Here is an 18904-nt window from a genome sequence, read left to right as displayed (position 1 = left end):
TTAAAAATTCCTGTCCGAACTAGCGGATAACTAAGCCTTTGTAACATTTTGCAAGGGCTTTTTTCATTTTTTTTAATTGTTGATGTAACAATTCTTTAGCAACAGTTGTCTTAATAATAAATCAGTTTAAAAATTTTATCGCTGACAATCAACAAGTTAAAATCAATCATAAATTTTACTTACTACTTTGTATTGCATAATACTTAAATTAATATATATCTTTGCAATGTAAAATATTAGAAACTACAAACTACTTTACTAAAACCAAGTATTATGAAAGCTAAAATCCTAATTGCAGTTATTTTTTTCTCAGGAATGATTTCTGCGCAACAGACTCAGAAAAAAACAGAGGAGATAAAAACGATAGAAGAAGTAAAACTTAACAAAAAAGTTTTCGTGAAAAAGTCTGACCGATTTGTTTACGATGTGGCTTCTTCTCCTATTGCAAAGGGAACCAATTCTTTCAATCTTCTTCAGCAGACGCCAATGTTGTCCAGCACAGACGGAAAGACTTTCAAAATAATGGGAAAATCCAACGTGGTTTTCTACATCAATGGAAAAAAAACGTTGATGGATGCCGAAGCGATTACAGAAATGCTGAAAAATACGCCATCAGAAAATATCCAAAGAATAGAAGTCGTAACCGTTCCTGGAAGTGAGTTTCAGGTAGAAGCCAATGAAGGTGTCATCAACATCGTGATGAAAAAATCAAAAACAAATGGCTACAACGGAACTTTGAAAATGAATAACAGCCAGAGTTTTTACAACAACCCTTCGTCTGGTGTGGCTTTTAACCTTAGACAGAATAAATGGTCTTTCAATTCCAACTTCAATATGGGAAGCTACAGAGAAAGAGAGAATTATACGTTGACAAATGGTAACTCTACCTTCCAGAATAATTCTGTCGGAACAATGGATGACCCGAATAAAAACTATGGCGGAAGTATCAACATCGATTACGAAATCAACAAAAAACAAAATCTTGGTTTCAGCTATAATATGCGATACAATAAGAGTTTCGGTTCTGTATTGGATATGACGAACTACGAAAACGGAATCCTTTCCAACAGAACTATCAATCAGGAAGATGCGCAAACCAGAAATCATAACTTCAACCTGAATTATGAAGTTAAAACCGATACGCTTGGAAGTAAATTGAGTTCAAACGTTTCCTACTTGTGGTTCAACAGAGACAAGGTGAGTCTGGGAGAATCTTTCCCGCTAAAAGCTGACGGCTCATATAGCGCTTTCCAGCAAGCTGTTCCTCAGATTATTAATAATTACGCTGCGAATATTGATTACATCAAGAAATTCAGAAATGAAAGTACATTTGCTATCGGAAGCAGCTACAACTACACCAATACAGACAGCGATACGAGACAAAATGACTTTGACGGAACTCAATTTGTAACCAATAATACGCTTTCCAATCATTTCATTTATAAAGAAAATATCATCGGTGCTTATGCCACTTTTGAAAGAAAATTCTCTGACAAATTCTCAGGAAAAATCGGAACACGATTCGAAGCTACATTGAGTACGGGCGATGTTGTTGGAAAATCTGACATCGGTTTTGAAAGAAATTATAACAATCTTTTGCCGTATGCTACTTTGAATTATGCCATCAATGAAAACAACAACATTACTTATAGTTTTTCCAGCCGCGTGAGAAGACCTGGATTCGGACAACTGAATCCTTCCAGAACGTACTTTACACCGACCAACTATATTCAGAATAATCCTTTTATGCAGGCTTCCAAAAATTATAATCAGGAAATCAATTATATGTACAAGAATGCTTTCTATGCTAATGTGAGTTTCAATTATGCTGATAATGCTTATGGACAGCTTCCGTTACAAGGACAAACTATCAATAATCTTACAGGCGAAAAAATTGATTTCCTAAGATACATCAGAACGAATTATGGTAACAACAAGCAGATCGGATTGACTTTAGGAATGAACAAATCTTGGTTTGGTGATATCTGGACAACCAATTATTCTGCCAACTTCGAGTATGCTACTTTCAAAGGTGGTGTAACGAAAGACCCAACTTCTCAACCAATAGAAGGAATTACAGAAACTTTGGAACCTTTTGTTATCGATGTGAAAACGCTGAATACTTTTTTCCAGGCTAACAATATGGTAAGATTATCTGCGAAAAAAGATTGGTTCTTAGGTGTAAATTACTGGTTGATGCCAACAAGAGAAGTGGAAATGGGGACATTTTACTCACAACAAAGTCTGGATTTGAGTGTCAAAAAAATAATGGGAAATTTCACATTCCTAGTAGAAGTGAACGACATTTTCAACTCCAATATTGATGACATCAGAACAAAACAGGCCAACGGAAGCTACAACACGGTCAGAAGTTTCAAATACGGAAGAGAGTTGAACATCAATGTGACTTACAACTTCGGAAACCAAAAATTGAAAAAAGCAAGAGAAGTGAAATCGGCTAACGATGCCATCCGCTCAAGAACTTAATCAAGAAAAAATAAACTATTACTCTCAAAAAATAAATTATGAAAACGAAAACTCTCATCGCTGCCATATTTTTCTCCGGATTGATTTATGCACAAGAAACACCTAAAAAAGATACTGCGACCACAAAAAACATAGAAGCTGTAACGCTGACAAAACAAGTCTTCAAAAAACAAAGTGATCGTTTTGTATATGATGTTGCCGCATCGCCGGTTGCAAAAGGAAATACTGCTTTTAATCTTTTGAAACAAACACCTTTGGTTTCTTCAACGGATGATAAAACTTTGAAAATCATTGGAAAAAATAATGCTGTGATTTTCATCAATGGAAGAAAAACCAATATGGATGCTGAGTCATTAACTCAATTCCTGAAAAATACTCCGGCAGAAAACATCCAGAAAATCGAAGTGATTACGCTTCCCGGAAGTGAATATCAGGTTGAATCTTCTGACGGAATCATTAATATCGTTCTAAAGAAAAAAATGACCGACGGACTGAACGGGAATATGAGAATGGGAAATTCCCAAAGTTATTATAACTCTTCTTATGCGGGTGTTTCGCTGAATTACAGAAAGGATAAACTGGGAATTAGCTCTAACATCAATACAAGCCAGAATATTCAGGAGCAATATTATATTTTGAGAAACGGAAATGATAAATCCAGCAATCAATCCGAAGGTAGAGTGAGTGACCCAAACAAAAACCTGGGTGGCTATTTAAACATTGATTATCAATTGAATGACAACAGTAATTTGGCTTTGACTTACAATTCTTGGGCAAATAGAAGTTATGGTTCCACGTCCAATCTTTTCAATACCGTTAAAAGTATTAATGATAAAGGAGAACAGGCAACCAGTTACAATTACACTAAGAATGTAGAAAACTCACGTTCATACAACAATTCTTTGAACTTGAATTATGAATGGAAAACAGATACGCTTGGAAGTAAGTTAAATTTGAACGCCGCATATCTGAATTATAAAAGATTTCAGAATGCAGACAACATCACTTATAATTCAAGCTTGAATCAGAACCTAGGATACAAGATGGTACAAATCACACAAAGTACACCACAAGTCATCAACAATTTTTCTTTCTTAGGCGATTATATCAAGAAATTCAAAAATGATTTCACAGTTTCTGTTGGTGGAAATTATAATAAAACAAAAACTGATAACGATACAAAAAGTACAACTTCTATTTTTGACAAAAATGAAAACCTGGCAGAATTATTTGATAATGATGGAAATCGTATAGATAATCCGAAAAATAATCCAAACCATTTCATTTATGACGAAAACATCTACGGTTTCTATTTGACAATGGAAAAGAAATTCTCGGAAAAATTCTCAGGAAAAATAGGTTCGAGATATGAAATTACGAATAGTGTAGGAAAATCAGACAATGCAGACTTCAGCAATATCGAAAGAAATTACAATAATCTTCTTCCGTATGTAAGTCTTAACTATGCCATTAATGATAAAAATAATATTTCTTACGCTTTCTCCAGCAGAATGAGAAGACCGAGTTTCTGGGAATTGAATCCTGTGAAAAATATTCTGACAGATGTGAATTATACTCAGAATAACCCTTTTGTAAAAGCATCTTCAGTTTATACGAATGAGTTCACTTATATGTTCAAGAATTCATACTTCTTCATCGTGAATCATTCATTATCAAAAGATGTTATTACCCAAGTTCCTCTCCAAAGAGAAGTTGTCAAAAATGGTGTTACGACCAAGGAATTAAGATATATCAGAACCAATTTCGGAGACAGACAAGAGATGTCCGCAATGTTGGGAATGCAGAAATCTTTCTTCAAGCAATATCTGACAAGTAATTTCAACATTGGTGTACAAAGAAATGTGAATAATGGATTCCTAAACACAGACCCATTAACAGGTGATGTTTTTCCAGATTACGTTAACAAAATCAAATCTAACAGTTTACTAATCCAAACGAATAACACCGTAAGACTAGATAAAAATAAAACTTGGTTTCTTGGCGTCAACTATTGGTATGTTGACAATCAACAAATTGAAATTGGTTACCTGAAATCATTAATGAGCCTTGATTTCAATGTTAAAAAAGTATGGAACGACTGGACATTTGCTCTGGAAATCTATGATATTCTGAAAACAAATAAAGTTGTAATTACCGACCAACAAGATAACGGAAACTTCAATTACATCAATCAAAATCAATATAATCAAAGCGTGAACTTCAGCATCACTTATAATTTCGGGAACAAAAAAGTTCAGAAAATAAGAGATATCAGCAGCGCAGACAAAGACATTAAAAACCGCACCAGATAACTACATTATATATCAAGTTAAATTTTTCAAAAAGAAAATCCCGTCGAGTTTTATTACAAGACGGGATTTTTGATTTTTATTTAAATGAATTTATTTCTTCGGCAAGAAAACCTCAGCCAACATACACCTTGCACTTCCGCCACCATTGGTTTCAATAACTTCCAAATCGGAGTAAATAATTTCACAATATTTTTCGATGGCAGAAACTTGTTCTGGGTTCAAAGATTGGTAAGCGCTTTGGCTCATTACTAAAAATTTTTCTCCTGAATTATTCTGAACCTGAAGCATATTTCCTGCGAAATTCTGCATTTGGTCTTCAGAGATTTCTATTAATTCTTTTCCTGAATTTTTAATCGTTTCAATGACTTTTTCTCTTTCCAAATCGTCGTCGATACAATCCAGACAAATCACAACGAATTGGTCAGCAACACACATCATTACATTGGTGTGATAAATTGGCAATCTTTCTTCGCCAGCTGTCTGATAAGAATGGAAAACGACAGGTTTGAATCCAAACTCGCTACAGAATTTTCTAAACAAATCCTCATCCAACCTCAACGAGACAGAACCATAAGCAATCTTATTATCGTGGTCGAAAATCATACTTCCCGTTCCTTCCAGAAATTTGTTGTCTTTTTCGATGTCAGAATAATCGATGATTTCTTTTATCTCAAATTGTTCTTTAATTTGATTGATGATATCCTCACGTCTTTCCAAACGTCTGTTTTCTGCAAACATTGGATACAGAACCACTTTTCCATCAGAGTGAAAACTCACCCAGTTATTCGGGAAAATTGAATCTGGTGTTTTTGGGTCAAGCGTATCTTTTATCGTAATGACATTGATGCCTTTTGCTCTCAATTTTTCGGCAAAAGAATTGAATTCTTTCAAAGCTTCACCTTGAACATTGCCTTCTTGTTGAACCTGAAAATAATTGTTAACCGCCGTTTGCTCGTTGAATCCAAAAGCGACTGGTTCTATCATCAAAACTGTATCTGTTGTTTGCATTTTTAACTAATATGATTAAAATCCTGAATAAAAGTCGGTCATTCCATAATAACTCAAAGTGAGAAAAACAGTATCTACGAGACCGTGTATAATAACATTAATCCAAATATTATTAAATTTTAAATAGATAAAGCCGAACGCCAATCCAAATAAAAAAGTCATTACCAATCCTGAGATTCCTTGATATAAGTGTGGTAAAGAAAACATTACTGCACTTAATAAAACAAGCCATATTTTCTTCTCACCAAATATCTTTCTAAACTGTAAAAAGGCAAAACTACGAAACAGGAGTTCTTCCCCAATAGCCGCACTTATCCACATATTGAAGAGCCATTTAAAATATTTGGCAGAGTTTCCTTCTATCATTTTAAATGAAGAATAATCCGCCGGCTCATTAAAAATTTTACTGACCAAAGGCTGAAAAATAAAATCCATAGAAAGCTCTAAGATTAGATAGCAAACTAATATTACTTTAATGTCAGAAAATTTTATTTTATTGAATTTTAGACCTTTAAAATTCCCGTCTTGTAGAAATGTGAATAAAAGGATAGCCAAAATAATTACACAAAAAGTATATGGAAACTTTGTAAATGGATTGTAAATTAAAGAAAATGAAATTGCTAAAAACAAAAAAGCAATCCATTTGTTATTGAATAAAATTTTTGTACTCACCATACAAATTATTCTCTTACTAAAGGCAAAGTCGAACATCTCAACAATCCACCCATTTTAGAAATTTCGCGGTAAGGAATTTCTTCTACAGTAATTCCCCATTCGTTGCGGAAATGGTCGTTCATTCTCGTGAAAGCTTTGTCAGAAACGACAACATCTGGAGCAATTGAGAAAACATTCGGGAACATCTGGAACATCTCTTCATCATTGATATTGAAACAATTTTCTTCGCCAAAAATATCTATCACTAATTGATAATCATCCTCATCCACAAATCCATTTTTGTAAATCACACATTTGTCTTCTCCAATCGGGTTGAATGTACAATCCAAATGTAAAATTCCTTCGTAAGGTTTAGTATCATTTTTCTTCAAATCCAAGTCGATGATTCTCTTTTTTGGGAAATATTCTTTCAGGATTTCGATAGCGTATTCGTTGGTTCTGGCGGTTTTTAGATTTCGGTAATCTGGGCTGTAGCTTGTTCCTACGAAAAGAAATTCGTCCCAAACAATTACGTCGCCCCCTTCGATATGCGCTTTTTCCGGAAGATTAATCACATTTCTCCAAGAAACTTTGTCAATGATATGTCGATAAGCTTCTTGCTCGTCTGCTCTGTCGGGGATGATATTAGAAATTATCATTTTATCCTCAATCACAAAAGCTACATCGCGGGCAAAAACCTGATTGTAGTCTTTGATAATTTTTGGACGAAAAACCTCAACATCATATTTCTTCAACACTTTTTCGAACTCTGTCATTTCGAAAACAATATCTTCTTCTTTCGGGTAGATACCATTCTCGATTGTGTTGTACGATTTTGCATCATAACTTTCTGCAAGTGTAGGAACTGATCCATTAGATTTTGGTTGTCCTAAAACTACAGATTTCAGTCTTCCAGTTTCGTTTTTGATATTAAGATTCATAAATTCTGAGAATTGAGCAAATATAAATAAAGCTTGGCAATAAAGGATAAATTAGGAATAATATCTGTTGATATAATTAATGCCTCAACTTTTGATGTTCCAATTCTGATTGTTACAAAAAAATAATCCCCAAAACTTACATTCCGGGGATTATTAATTTTCATTAAATATCTTATCTGTTGTTGATATCTACGTAATCTCTTTTTTGAGCACCTTGATAAACCTGTCTTGGTCTTCCGATCGGGTCACCTTTCAGTCTCATTTCTTTCCATTGAGCAATCCATCCCGGTAATCTTCCTAATGCAAACATTACGGTGAACATTTCTGTTGGGATTCCCAATGCTCTGTAGATGATACCTGAATAGAAATCTACATTTGGATATAATTTTCTTTCGATGAAGTAGTCGTCTTCCAAAGCTACTTTTTCCAACTGCATTGCAATATCCAGAGCCTTATCCTGAATTCCTAATGCTTCTAATAGATCGTCAGCCGCCTTCTTAATGATTTTTGCTCTTGGGTCGAAGTTTTTGTAAACTCTGTGCCCGAAGCCCATCAAACGGAAACTATCGTTTTTATCTTTAGCCTTAGCAACATATTTAGAAACATCGCCACCATCTTTTTCAATCAATTCAAGCATCTCGATAACCGCTTGGTTTGCTCCACCGTGAAGTGGACCCCAAAGTGCAGAAATACCTGCAGAAACTGATGCAAAAAGACCTGTGTGAGCAGAACCTACCATTCTTACTGTAGATGTAGAACAGTTTTGCTCGTGGTCAGCGTGAAGGATTAGTAATTTGTCCAAGGCAGCCGTTACCACAGGATTGATTTCGAAATCTTCATTTGGTAATCTGAATGCCATTTTGTAGAAATTTTCTACATAGCTTAAGTTATTATCTCCGTGATTTAATGGTAAACCAAGTGTTTTTCTGTACGTCCAAGCAGCTAGGTGAGCAAATTTTGCAATCAACAATTCAGCAGCAAGATCCATCTCTTCTTTTGACTGAACATTAACCGCTTTAGGATTAAATGCTGTCAATGCAGAAGTAAGCGTAGACAAAACGCCCATTGGGTGTGCAGAACGAGGGAAAGCATCGATGATTTTCTTCATCTCCTCTGCTACGAAGTTATATTTTTTGATGTTACCGTTGAAGGTATTAAACTGCTCAGTAGTAGGTAATTCTCCATGAAGTAAAAGATACATTACTTCCGTAAAATTAGATTTTTCGGCAATCTGCTCTATCGGATAACCTCTGTAGAACAATTCTCCCTGATCACCATCTAAGTATGTAATTTCACTGATTGTAGCACCTGTGTTTTTATAACCAAGATCCATAGTAATTAAACCTGTCTGGTCTCTCAATTTGGAAATATCAATTCCTCTGTCTCCGATAGTACTATCTACGATTGGATATTCAAAGCTTTTCCCGTCGTAATTTAATATAACTTTATTATCTGACATTTTAAAAAAATTTATTTGCTAAATATAACACTTTCAGTCTTAATGCTCAACTGACAAAAGTCATATCTCACAATCGATTCTATTAATATCAATAATTGAATAAAAAAAATAATTGTTTATGAAAAAATCAAATAATTAACAAATTGATTTTCAAATAAATAAAAACAAAAAGCATCTGGAAAATTCCAAATGCTTTAAATTATAAATTTTTGTTAAATCTTATCTTTTGATTTTGAATGCCTCCAAACCAGGGAAAATTGCAGTTTCTCCAAGAGCTTCTTCAATTCTCAATAATTGGTTGTACTTGGCCATTCTATCAGATCTGGAAGCAGAACCAGTCTTGATTTGTCCACAGTTTTGCGCCACTGCCAAATCAGCAATTGTAGCATCTTCTGTTTCACCAGATCTGTGAGACATTACTGTTGTATATCTGTTTTGCTGAGCCATTTGTACAGCCGCCATTGTTTCAGAAAGAGAACCGATTTGGTTAACTTTTACAAGAATGGAGTTCGCTGTATTTTCTTTGATACCTCTAGACAATCTCTCAACATTAGTTACGAATAAATCGTCTCCAACCAATTGAACTCTGTCCCCAATTTTGTCTGTCAATTCTTTCCAACCTGCCCAGTCATTTTCCTGCATACCATCTTCGATAGAGATAATTGGATATTTGTTTGCTAATTCAGCAAGATAGGAAACTTGTTCACTACTAGAGAATACTGGCGCATCCGGAGTTTGGAATTTTCTATAATCGTAAACGCCATCTTTATAGAATTCTGAAGCTGCACAATCCAAAGCAATCATTACATCATCACCTGGCTTATAACCTGCCTTCTCGATAGCTTGTAATAAAGTATCCAAAGCATCTTCTGTTCCTGTGAAAGTTGGAGCAAATCCACCTTCGTCACCTACTGCAGTAGACAAACCTCTACCGTGAAGAATAGATTTTAAGCTGTGGAAAATCTCAGTTCCTTTTCTCAAAGCGTGAGAGAAAGAATCTGCTTTTACAGGCATTACCATAAATTCCTGGAAAGCGATGGGCGCGTCGGAGTGAGAACCACCATTGATCACATTCATCATTGGAACAGGAAGTGTGTTTGCGTTTACACCACCAACATATTTATAAAGAGGCATTCTCAATTCAGCAGCAGCAGCTTTTGCAGCAGCCAAAGAAACACCTAGGATTGCGTTTGCACCTAATTTTCCTTTGTTAGAAGTTCCATCAAGGTCAATCATCACAGCATCAATCAAATTTTGTTCGAAAACTGAAAGACCAATTAATTCCGGAGCGATAACTTCTTTCACATTCTCTACCGCCTTCAAAACACCTTTTCCTAAGAATTCCGGTGCCCCGTCTCTCAATTCTACCGCTTCGTGCTCACCTGTAGATGCACCAGAAGGTACAGCCGCACGTCCCATTGCTCCACTTTCTGTGAAAACATCTACTTCTATTGTAGGATTCCCTCTGGAATCTAAAATTTGTCTTGCTTCGATAAATGAAATGTAACTCATTGTCTTGATGTTATTTTTTAAGATTTTTATTTTGTTTGCTTTTAAAAAGCTATGCAAATTTAAACATTTTTAAAATATTATGTGATGAATCATTTCTTAACATTTATCACATATAATAAAATGCAGTATTATTTAAGGATTCTATATTTTACTTTCACGATTCCGGCATTCAGATTTGAAATTTTTTTGAAAGCACCTTGACTCAAATCAAATTCTCTCGAATATTTCAATGGGCCTCTGTCATTTACAGTAATGATGACAGATTTATCATTCTCAACATTCACGATTTCTACTCGTGTGCCGAATGAAAGTGACTTGTGAGCACCCGTCATTTTAGAATGTCTATAAGTTTCGCCACTTGCTGTCTTTTTTCCATCAAATTTATTAGCATAATAGGATACAGATGTGGATTTGTAACTGGAACTTGAGTTACGACTTCCACAAGAAATTACAAATATAGTGAGTAGCAAAATGTATGTTTTAAAGACATATTGGGATATTCTGTAAAAAGTTTTCATTATTATAATTTACAAAGATTAATAAATAAACAATATAAATGTTAATTATTCATTAATATTTTGTTTATATTGCAGGAATTTCTAAATTAGATTCCTAAATCATTTTAGAATTAATCAAAATCTTCTTTTTGAAATGAGTTACGAAAGTATAAAATTAACGATAGAAAGAAAAATTGCAGTTGTAACAATCAACAGACCAGAAAGCTTAAATGCTTTGAACGCTCAGGTTTTTAATGATTTGGAAAATGTGTTTGATAATTTGGCTTCTGATAAAAATGTAAACTGTGTGATTGTTACTGGAAGTGGAGAAAAATCTTTCGTTGCTGGTGCAGATATCAAAGAATTTTCTGCTTACAGCTCAGAAAAAGCGAAAGAACTATCAAAAAGAGGACATTCTGTTTTTCAAAAAATAGAAGATTTGAACAAACCTGTGATTGCAGCAATCAATGGTTTTGCTCTTGGTGGAGGATTGGAATTGGCATTATCTTGCCACATCAGATACGCTTCGGAAAATGCAAAATTAGGTTTACCGGAAGTAACTTTAGGATTGATTCCTGGTTATGGTGGAACCCAGAGATTGCCAAAATTGGTAGGGAAAGGTTTGGCTAATGAAATGATTTTCTCAGCAAAAATGATTACTGCTGAAAAAGCCAAATCCATTGGTTTGGTGAATGAAGTTTTTTCTTTGGAAGAATTGTTTTCAAAAACTCAGGAATTAGCTGAGCAAATTGTGAAAAATTCGCCACTCGGTATTGCAAAAGCGATAAAAGCGGTGAATGCAAGTGACAAAGAAAATGGGATGGAAACTGAGATTGATTCTTTTGGAGAATTATTTTCAGGTGAGGATTTTAAAGAAGGAGTTTCGGCTTTTCTGGAAAAAAGAAAGCCTGCCTTCAACTAAATTAGTAGAATGAATTATAACAAATTCGATATTGCTTATCTTAAGATGGCGTCTGAATGGGCAAATCTATCTTACTGTAAGAGAAAAAAAGTTGGTGCGCTTATCGTAAAAGACAGAATGATAATTTCTGACGGCTACAATGGAACACCTTCTGGCTTCGAGAATAATTGTGAAGATGAAGACGGAAAAACCAATTGGTTCGTACTTCACGCAGAAGCCAACGCTATATTGAAAATAGCTAGCAGCACACAATCTTGCAAAGGCGCAACGTTATATATAACAATGTCTCCGTGCAAAGAGTGCAGTAAATTGATATTACAATCTGGAATCGAAAAAGTGGTTTATATGACCGGCTATTCTGACGACAGTGGATTAGAATTTTTAAAAAACGCAGGAATTGAGATTTTAAACATTACAGAACAAGAATTATATATCGTATGAGATAAATATTATATTTTATAAAACAATTAAAAAACACAAATATGAATTGGTCCGAAAAAATTACAGATTTTTCAAATTTTCTAAAATTTGAAAAAAGCTTCTCTGACAACACACTAGACGCTTACGTTAGAGACATCAAAAAGCTGGAAAGCTTTGCAACTACAGAATTACAAGAGGTTTCTCCACACGACATTTCTTACGAAAATCTACAAGAATTCATCTATCAACTTTCTAAAAAGAAAATCAGTGAACGTTCCCAGGCTAGAGGAATTTCTTCTATCAAGGCTTTTTTCAAATTTCTTTTGGAAGAAGAATACAGAGAAGACAATCCTTCTTCACTTTTAGAAGGTCCGAAGTTGGGTCTTTATCTTCCTGATACTTTGAGTATGGATGACATTGACAAAATCATCAACAGTATTGATAAAAAAACAGACATTGGACAAAGAAACCAATGCATTCTGGAAGTATTGTACGGTTGCGGTCTTCGCGTTTCGGAATTGGTAGATTTGAAAATTTCCAATATCAATTTCAAAGAAGGATTCATTATTGTAGAAGGTAAAGGTGAGAAAACCAGATTGGTTCCTCTTGCAAGTTCTACTGCAGAGTATCTTCACGATTACATCCAAAACGTTAGAAAGAAAATCAAGGTCAACAAAAAACACGAGGATATTGTTTTCCTGAATACAAGAGGAACTAATATGTCCAGAGTGATTGTTTTCATCATCATCAAAGAATTAACGCAGAAAGCGGGAATCAACAAGAGTATTTCCCCACACACTTTCAGACATTCTTTTGCAACGCATTTGTTACAAAATGGAGCTGATTTGAGGTTTATTCAGGAGATGTTGGGGCACAGCAGTATTACCACAACGCAAGTTTATACACATCTGAAAACTGAGGAACTGAGAGATGTTATTTTAAATTTCCATCCAAGAAATAGAAATATAGCTTAAGTTTTTTCTTTAAATTTATCCAATGGAAAATTTAAAGTTCTGTCCAAAATGCGGTCAGGAAAAACTACTATGGAATAATATTACCAAATTTAGTTGCAGCAATTGTGATTTTGTTTTGTATCACAATACTGCTGCAGCTGTTGCGGTAATCATAAAACATCAAGATGAATTATTTTTCACAGTTCGAAATCAAGAACCCGGAAAAGGAAAATGGGATTTGCCCGGCGGTTTTACAGACCCGAAAGAAACATCTGAAGTAACCTGTTCCCGAGAACTGAATGAAGAATTAGGATTAAATATTAATCCAGAAAACTTCAAATATCTTGGAAGTCAGCCGAATATTTATCCTTATAAAAATATTGATTACAATACTTTGGATTTGTTCTATCTGTATGAAGTTGAGAAAAAATTCGAAATCCAATTAGAAGAATCCGAAATCTCTGAAACTATTTGGATAAAAGCTTCAGAACTTGATTTGGATAAGATTGCTTTTGAATCTCAGAAACGATTTTTGAAAAATTATATTACAAAAAACTAGCTGTCATTTGACAGTGTTTTTAATTAAAAGAAACTCCGGAAATTACTTTCCGGAGTTTTGATTTTATTTCCATTTGATATTGCAACCTAAACTTGGCTTCTGGAAATCTTCCTGCTCAGCTCCTGCCAAAAGATTTTCGAAAGCGATAATCAAATCTTCGCCTGTAATTTCCTTTTGATTTCCTGGACGCGAGTCATCCATTTGACCACGATAAATCAAATTTAGATTTTCGTCAAAGAAGTAAAAATCTGGTGTACAAGCTGCTTCAAAAGATTTTGCGACATCTTGAGATTCGTCATATAAATAGGGAAATTTGATATTCTTTTCATCTACAAAGTCCACCATCATCTCTGGAGAATCTGCAGGATATCGATCCACATCATTAGAATTGATTCCTATAAACTCAATTCCTTGAGATTTGTAATCCTCATACAATTCTTCTAATTTATCAATGATATGAAGAACGAACGGACAATGGTTACACATAAAAACAACCAAAGTTCCTTTTTTCCCTCTCAAAGATTCAAGGCTTTGCAATTCGTTATTTTTTGACGGATTAGGAAGTTTAAAGTCCGGAGCTTTTGTTCCTAAAGCCAGCATATTCGAAGGTGTATTTGACATTGTTTTGATTTATTAATGTGATGATTAATCTATTTTATTCAGCAAAGATAATGCTTCTTGTAGAGAATTATCATAGTTGACCCAATTTACATTTTCCAATTTCCGATTCCAGGTCGTTTGGCGTTTGGCATAACGTCTGGAGTTTTTCTTGATCTCTGAAACAGCAAAATCCAAATCCCATTCTCTATCAAAATATCGGAACAATTCTGAGTAACCAACCGTTTGCAAAGCCACTTTATCTCTATCCGCAATCAAACTTTTTGCTTCTTGCAGCAATCCGTTTTCCATCATTTTATCAACACGAAGATTGATTCTTTCATAAATCACTTCTCTTGGCGCATCAATTCCAATTCTAATAGTTTCAAAATTTCTTTTAGTTTTTGGTGTACTAAGATTTTCGGTATAAGTTTTATTGGTTTGCCAAATGATGTCAATTGCTCGAAACAATCTTCTAGGATTATCTTTATCTACAACCGAAAAATATTCTGGGTCTAATTTCTCCAGCGTTTCTTGTAGAACTTCGATGCCTTCATTTTCAAAAATCGAAATTAGTTTTTTTTGATTTTCTTCGTCTGCTACTGGCAAATCATTCATTCCCTCCACAACAGCTTTCTCGTACATTCCGCTGCCGCCAACCATTATTGCGAAATCTTTCTTGGCAAAAATTTCGTCTAATTTCTTAAGAGCTTCTTCTTCAAAAAGTCCTATCGAATAATAATCGTCAATGCTGAGATTTCCGACAAAATGATGTTTTGCTTCTGCTAATTCTTCATCGGTTGGCATTGCAGTTCCAATTTTCATTTCTTTGTAGAACTGGCGAGAATCACAGGAAATAATTTCAGTATCTAGATGATTAGCCAAATCGATTGCCAATCGGGTTTTCCCGATTCCTGTAGTGCCGACAATAGAAATAAGACGTTTCAACAAATTTTTTTTGCAAACTTACGAATTATGATAACTGATTGCAATCTTATCGCAAAGTCGGAAAATGTTCACCAAAACGTAATTTTATTCAGGTCGCAAAGATTAAAGTTGCTCTTTGCGACTTGAAATATCCTTTTTTGAAAAAATACTTGTGCCTTTGCGATAAAAACATTCAACAATTACTTATTTTTACAATCAGAATGGCATTCAAATTACCAAACTCCAAACTTCCTGATGTGAAAACGACGATTTTCACAGAGATGAGCTTATTAGCACAACAAGAAAACGCAGTCAATCTTTCCCAGGGATTTCCAGATTATCAGCCTGATGAAAATTTAATCAAATACCTAGGTGAATTTTCAAAAAAAGGTCACAATCAATATGCACCTTTGTTTGGGATCAAAGAACTTCGGGAAGAGATTTCAAGGAAATTCAATCTTCAAAATCAAGTTGATTATCATCCGGATTCTGAAATTAATATAACAGCTGGCGCAACTCAAGGGATTTTCACCATTATTTCTGCATTTGTGGAAAAAGGTGATGAAGTCATTATTTTTGAACCGGCTTACGATTGTTATGAACCAACAATTATTTTGAATGGTGGAATCGTAAAAAATGTCAAAATGCTTTATCCGGATTATGAAATCAATTGGAATGAAGTTAAAAATCTGGTTTCTGAAAAAACCAAGATGATTATCATCAACAACCCGAATAATCCTGCCGGAAAAATCCTTAAACAGAAAGATATTGATGAACTGATTGCTATTGTAAAAAATACAGACATTATCATTCTAAGTGATGAAGTTTATGAAAGTATCACTTTTGACGAAAAACCCCATCTGACATTAGCCAGATATCCTGAACTGAAAGAAAGAACTTTTGTGGTTGGTTCTTTCGGAAAATTACTGCATATCACCGGTTGGAAAATCGGGTATGTTTGTGCGCCTTCGGATTTGATGAATGAGTTTAGGAAAGTTCATCAGTTCAATGTGTTTTGTGTGAATACGCCAGCACAATTTGCGATTTCTAAATATTTGCAGAATATTGATGATTTCAAATCCATCTCAACATTTTTCCAAACAAAAAGAGATTATCTTAAAAACGCTTTGAAAGAAACGCCTTTCCAATTATTGGCTTGCGAAGGAACTTATTTTTTGTCTGCTAATTTTGGCGCAATTTCTGATATGCAAGACAAGGATTTTTGCTATTGGTTAACTAAAGAATATAAAGTCGCAACTATCCCATTTTCTGCATTTTACAAAGACAAAACCGATGAAAAAGTGATTCGTTTTTGTTTTGCTAAAGAACAGAAAACTTTGGATAAAGCTATAGAACAATTATTAAAAATAAAATAAATCTTAATGAAAAAATTAATTTTAGTCGCTTCATTATTAGTGGGAGTCAGTGCATTTTCACAAGCGAAAATCGATCCAACCAAACTGAATTATATGTCAGTTGACGTGAGTCCAATGGATGCAGTTTACTATCCTCTTCAAGTGACTTCATCTAAAACGGAAACTCCGAAAGTGAAAGTCGTCTATTCTCGTCCACAGAAAAAAAACAGAGTTGTTTTCGGTAACCTTATCAAATACGGAGAAATCTGGAGATTCGGGGCGAATGAAAATTCTGAAATCAAATTCTATACACCAGTGAAAATTGGAGGAAAGGAAATTCCTGCAGGAACTTATAGTATTTTTGCCATTCCTTTTGAAAAAGAATGGACGATTGTTCTAAATTCTGAAATCGATAAATGGGGCGCTTATTTCTATGACAAAAGCAAAGATGTTGTGAGATTCAATGTTCCGGTTGAGAAAACAGCTTCTCCAATCGAGTATTTTTCTGTGACTTTTGTACAGACAAAATCCGGAGCAGATTTGTACGCTGGTTGGGATAATTCTCAGGTTAAATTCCCGATTGAGTTTAAATAATTTTCAACAATTTATAAAAAAGCCCTGTCAAATTTTGATAAGGCTTTTTTATGTTCAAAGTCTGGAACAGAGAATCTTACGCAGCCCGACTTGAGCGGAAATCCTTTTTACGTAACGAAGTGAAGTGAAAAGATTGGGAGCGTAAGGCGGATTAAGCTGCCCCAAATCAATCTAACAATAATAAATCTTCGAAGTTTTGAATCTGAGCTTTTGGATTTTCAATTTTTCCAAAACCGTAAGCTGCATAGATAAAGTCAACACCCGCTTTCTCAGAAGATTCTTTGTCCCAAATGGTATCGCCAACATAGACAGGATTTTGCAGATTATTTCACTCCACAATTAATCTGATGTTCTTGTCTTTTGGTAAACCGTCGTTGCCAAAACATTCGAAATCTTCAAACAAATTTTCAAAACTAAAAAACTCGATGAAATTCTCGATGTAACCTTTCATACAATTGCTAACAATGAAAAGTCTATAATTTTCTGCTAATTTTTCAAGTGTTTCTTTGACTTTTGGAAACAATTCGCCACCATATTTTTTAAGATATTGGTTTTCTTTTTTTGCATAATTTTTTTCAAATTCCTTTAGCTTTTCTTTTGGAACAAAACTGAAATGTTGCGCAAAAATATCGTCCATCTTCATCCCAGAGAAATCTCTAACAGTCTGAGAAGTGATATTGATATCGAATCCAATCGCCTGAATGCTGTCGTTAAAAGCTCTTACAACAGTTTCTGAAGCATTCCAAAGTGTTCCGTCTAAGTCAAAAATAATACTGTCTCTCTTCATAATCTAAATCATAAACCATTCGTTCACAAGACTTGCAGCTAATCTTGCGGTTCTTTCCTGTATATCAAAATTGGGATTAACTTCTGCCACATCCAATGCTTTTGTTTTCTTTGATGATAAAATATGATGGTAAATCTGCATAAATTGACGGTCAGCAAAAATTCCGTTATAAGCCGGCGCACTAACACCAGGCGCAATGGACGTATTGAAAACATCCATACAAATCGTGACGTAAACCATGTCCACATCTTCTAAAAAAGAATTGATTGTGAACATAATATTCGGAATATTTTCGGAGTAAATTTCGTCAGCGAGAATATATTTCATTCCAAAATCATCCGCAATCTCAAACAACTTTCTAGTGTTGCTATTTTTCTGAATCCCAATATGTAAAGAATAAATCTCGCCTTCCTGAGCAATTTGCCAAAACCCAGTTCCGGAACTCGCCAATCCGTTTTCCGGCTCGCGGTTATCAAAGTGAGCATCGAAGTTGATGATTCCGATTTTTTGATTAGGAAAAGCTTTTCTGATTCCGGAATAATGAGCAAAAGTGACTTCGTGCCCACCTCCTAAAACGACAGATTTCCCTTGTTTTGATAACACTTTCGAAACTTTTTCAGCTAACAAATTCTGAGTTGTTTCGAGGTCATTATTCTCACATTTGATATTTCCGAAATCTTTCAGTGAAAATTCGGGATTAACAACGGGAAAATTGGACATATTTTTTCTAATCAAATCTGGTGCCTCTTGGGCTCCTACTCTACCTTTATTACGCTTCACGCCTTCATCTACAGCAAAACCGTGTAAAACGAAATCATTGGGATTAATAGTTTCATAATCCGTTTCTGTTTTCACTCGTTGGAAAATTCTGTGATAAGATTCTTCGTCGCCATCAAAACGGCCAGTCCATTCAAACATAA

Annotated in this window: 18 protein-coding genes; 8 read left to right on the top strand and 10 right to left on the bottom strand. The window is 34.5% G+C overall.

Annotated features, from left to right (window positions below; genetic code table 11):
• Positions 1 to 273: 273 nt before the first annotated feature.
• Entirely contained in the window at positions 274 to 2487 is a 2214-nt protein-coding gene (locus BUR19_RS14650) for a TonB-dependent receptor domain-containing protein (RefSeq protein ID WP_074236186.1), read from the top strand.
• A gap of 38 nt (positions 2488 to 2525) precedes the next feature.
• Positions 2526 to 4799 (top strand): TonB-dependent receptor domain-containing protein, encoded by a 2274-nt coding sequence (locus BUR19_RS14645; protein ID WP_074236185.1) that lies wholly within the window; start codon positions 2526 to 2528, stop codon positions 4797 to 4799.
• A 90-nt stretch (positions 4800 to 4889) separates the two neighbouring features.
• On the opposite strand, the gene ctlX is transcribed toward BUR19_RS14645, so the two are convergent.
• From ctlX to BUR19_RS14615, 6 genes are all read right to left on the bottom strand, one after another.
• Positions 4890 to 5807: a citrulline utilization hydrolase CtlX gene (gene ctlX / locus BUR19_RS14640; RefSeq protein ID WP_074236184.1), complete on the bottom strand. Its 918-nt coding sequence runs from the start codon at positions 5805 to 5807 to the stop codon at positions 4890 to 4892.
• A 15-nt stretch (positions 5808 to 5822) separates the two neighbouring features.
• Positions 5823 to 6173, bottom strand: coding sequence for a CPBP family intramembrane glutamic endopeptidase (locus BUR19_RS18990; RefSeq protein WP_175565917.1), 351 nt, complete (start codon positions 6171 to 6173; stop codon positions 5823 to 5825).
• Positions 6174 to 6487: 314 nt separating this feature from the next.
• A complete protein-coding gene (locus BUR19_RS14630; protein ID WP_074236182.1) occupies positions 6488 to 7402 on the bottom strand; it encodes a dimethylarginine dimethylaminohydrolase family protein in 915 nt (304 codons plus the stop codon).
• 172 nt (positions 7403 to 7574) lie between these two features.
• The gene (locus tag BUR19_RS14625) at positions 7575 to 8861 is read right to left on the bottom strand and encodes a citrate synthase (protein ID WP_074236181.1); all 1287 of its coding nucleotides are present in this window, start codon (positions 8859 to 8861) and stop codon (positions 7575 to 7577) included.
• 219 nt (positions 8862 to 9080) lie between these two features.
• The gene (eno, locus tag BUR19_RS14620; RefSeq protein ID WP_074236509.1) at positions 9081 to 10373 is read right to left on the bottom strand and encodes a phosphopyruvate hydratase; all 1293 of its coding nucleotides are present in this window, start codon (positions 10371 to 10373) and stop codon (positions 9081 to 9083) included.
• 128 nt (positions 10374 to 10501) lie between these two features.
• The gene (locus BUR19_RS14615) at positions 10502 to 10843 is read right to left on the bottom strand and encodes a septal ring lytic transglycosylase RlpA family protein (RefSeq protein ID WP_245799086.1); all 342 of its coding nucleotides are present in this window, start codon (positions 10841 to 10843) and stop codon (positions 10502 to 10504) included.
• 181 nt (positions 10844 to 11024) lie between these two features.
• On the opposite strand from BUR19_RS14615, the gene BUR19_RS14610 reads away from it, so the two are divergent.
• Genes BUR19_RS14610 through BUR19_RS14595 form a run of 4 tightly spaced genes read left to right on the top strand, consistent with a single transcriptional unit; the run spans position 11025 to position 13724 of the window.
• Entirely contained in the window at positions 11025 to 11792 is a 768-nt protein-coding gene (locus tag BUR19_RS14610) for an enoyl-CoA hydratase/isomerase family protein (protein ID WP_074236179.1), read from the top strand.
• A gap of 9 nt (positions 11793 to 11801) precedes the next feature.
• The gene (locus BUR19_RS14605) at positions 11802 to 12233 is read left to right on the top strand and encodes a deoxycytidylate deaminase (protein WP_074236178.1); all 432 of its coding nucleotides are present in this window, start codon (positions 11802 to 11804) and stop codon (positions 12231 to 12233) included.
• 41 nt (positions 12234 to 12274) lie between these two features.
• A complete protein-coding gene (gene xerD / locus BUR19_RS14600; RefSeq protein WP_074236177.1) occupies positions 12275 to 13186 on the top strand; it encodes a site-specific tyrosine recombinase XerD in 912 nt (303 codons plus the stop codon).
• A 22-nt stretch (positions 13187 to 13208) separates the two neighbouring features.
• Complete coding sequence (locus tag BUR19_RS14595) at positions 13209 to 13724, top strand: NUDIX hydrolase (RefSeq protein WP_074236176.1); 516 nt, start codon at positions 13209 to 13211, stop codon at positions 13722 to 13724.
• Between the two features lie 63 nt (positions 13725 to 13787).
• On the opposite strand, the gene BUR19_RS14590 is transcribed toward BUR19_RS14595, so the two are convergent.
• Positions 13788 to 14345, bottom strand: coding sequence for a thioredoxin family protein (locus BUR19_RS14590; RefSeq protein ID WP_074236175.1), 558 nt, complete (start codon positions 14343 to 14345; stop codon positions 13788 to 13790).
• Between the two features lie 24 nt (positions 14346 to 14369).
• Positions 14370 to 15272, bottom strand: coding sequence for a tRNA (adenosine(37)-N6)-dimethylallyltransferase MiaA (miaA, locus tag BUR19_RS14585; RefSeq protein ID WP_175565916.1), 903 nt, complete (start codon positions 15270 to 15272; stop codon positions 14370 to 14372).
• A 197-nt stretch (positions 15273 to 15469) separates the two neighbouring features.
• Here miaA and BUR19_RS14580 point away from each other — a divergent pair, with 197 nt between their 5' ends.
• Both BUR19_RS14580 and BUR19_RS14575 read left to right on the top strand, forming a co-directional pair.
• A complete protein-coding gene (locus tag BUR19_RS14580; RefSeq protein WP_074236507.1) occupies positions 15470 to 16624 on the top strand; it encodes a methionine aminotransferase in 1155 nt (384 codons plus the stop codon).
• Positions 16625 to 16630: 6 nt separating this feature from the next.
• Positions 16631 to 17197: a DUF2911 domain-containing protein gene (locus BUR19_RS14575; protein ID WP_074236174.1), complete on the top strand. Its 567-nt coding sequence runs from the start codon at positions 16631 to 16633 to the stop codon at positions 17195 to 17197.
• Between the two features lie 328 nt (positions 17198 to 17525).
• Here the strand turns inward: BUR19_RS14575 and BUR19_RS14570 are convergent, their stop codons facing one another.
• Both BUR19_RS14570 and hutG read right to left on the bottom strand, forming a co-directional pair.
• Entirely contained in the window at positions 17526 to 17984 is a 459-nt protein-coding gene (locus tag BUR19_RS14570) for an HAD family hydrolase (protein WP_083600786.1), read from the bottom strand.
• A gap of 3 nt (positions 17985 to 17987) precedes the next feature.
• Entirely contained in the window at positions 17988 to 18902 is a 915-nt protein-coding gene (hutG, locus tag BUR19_RS14565; RefSeq protein WP_074236173.1) for a formimidoylglutamase, read from the bottom strand.
• Positions 18903 to 18904: the final 2 nt, after the last annotated feature.

It is taken from the genome of Epilithonimonas zeae (assembly GCF_900141765.1).
Taxonomy (GTDB): domain Bacteria; phylum Bacteroidota; class Bacteroidia; order Flavobacteriales; family Weeksellaceae; genus Epilithonimonas; species Epilithonimonas zeae.
Note: the sequence above shows the minus strand (reverse complement) of the source record. Positions and strands in the feature narration are given on the sequence as shown.

What these genes read in the sequence shown, in the direction of transcription:
- BUR19_RS14650 (WP_074236186.1), top strand. Translation starts at nt 274, where the DNA reads ATGAAAGCTAAAATCCTAATTGCAGTTATTTTTTTCTCAGGAATGATT.
- BUR19_RS14645 (WP_074236185.1), top strand. Translation starts at nt 2,526, where the DNA reads ATGAAAACGAAAACTCTCATCGCTGCCATATTTTTCTCCGGATTGATT.
- ctlX (WP_074236184.1), bottom strand. Translation starts at nt 5,807, where the DNA reads ATGCAAACAACAGATACAGTTTTGATGATAGAACCAGTCGCTTTTGGA.
- BUR19_RS18990 (WP_175565917.1), bottom strand. Translation starts at nt 6,173, where the DNA reads ATGATAGAAGGAAACTCTGCCAAATATTTTAAATGGCTCTTCAATATG.
- BUR19_RS14630 (WP_074236182.1), bottom strand. Translation starts at nt 7,402, where the DNA reads ATGAATCTTAATATCAAAAACGAAACTGGAAGACTGAAATCTGTAGTT.
- BUR19_RS14625 (WP_074236181.1), bottom strand. Translation starts at nt 8,861, where the DNA reads ATGTCAGATAATAAAGTTATATTAAATTACGACGGGAAAAGCTTTGAA.
- eno (WP_074236509.1), bottom strand. Translation starts at nt 10,373, where the DNA reads ATGAGTTACATTTCATTTATCGAAGCAAGACAAATTTTAGATTCCAGA.
- BUR19_RS14610 (WP_074236179.1), top strand. Translation starts at nt 11,025, where the DNA reads ATGAGTTACGAAAGTATAAAATTAACGATAGAAAGAAAAATTGCAGTT.
- BUR19_RS14605 (WP_074236178.1), top strand. Translation starts at nt 11,802, where the DNA reads ATGAATTATAACAAATTCGATATTGCTTATCTTAAGATGGCGTCTGAA.
- xerD (WP_074236177.1), top strand. Translation starts at nt 12,275, where the DNA reads ATGAATTGGTCCGAAAAAATTACAGATTTTTCAAATTTTCTAAAATTT.
- BUR19_RS14595 (WP_074236176.1), top strand. Translation starts at nt 13,209, where the DNA reads ATGGAAAATTTAAAGTTCTGTCCAAAATGCGGTCAGGAAAAACTACTA.
- BUR19_RS14590 (WP_074236175.1), bottom strand. Translation starts at nt 14,345, where the DNA reads ATGTCAAATACACCTTCGAATATGCTGGCTTTAGGAACAAAAGCTCCG.
- BUR19_RS14580 (WP_074236507.1), top strand. Translation starts at nt 15,470, where the DNA reads ATGGCATTCAAATTACCAAACTCCAAACTTCCTGATGTGAAAACGACG.
- BUR19_RS14575 (WP_074236174.1), top strand. Translation starts at nt 16,631, where the DNA reads ATGAAAAAATTAATTTTAGTCGCTTCATTATTAGTGGGAGTCAGTGCA.
- BUR19_RS14570 (WP_083600786.1), bottom strand. Translation starts at nt 17,984, where the DNA reads ATGAAGAGAGACAGTATTATTTTTGACTTAGACGGAACACTTTGGAAT.
- hutG (WP_074236173.1), bottom strand. Translation starts at nt 18,902, where the DNA reads ATGTTTGAATGGACTGGCCGTTTTGATGGCGACGAAGAATCTTATCAC.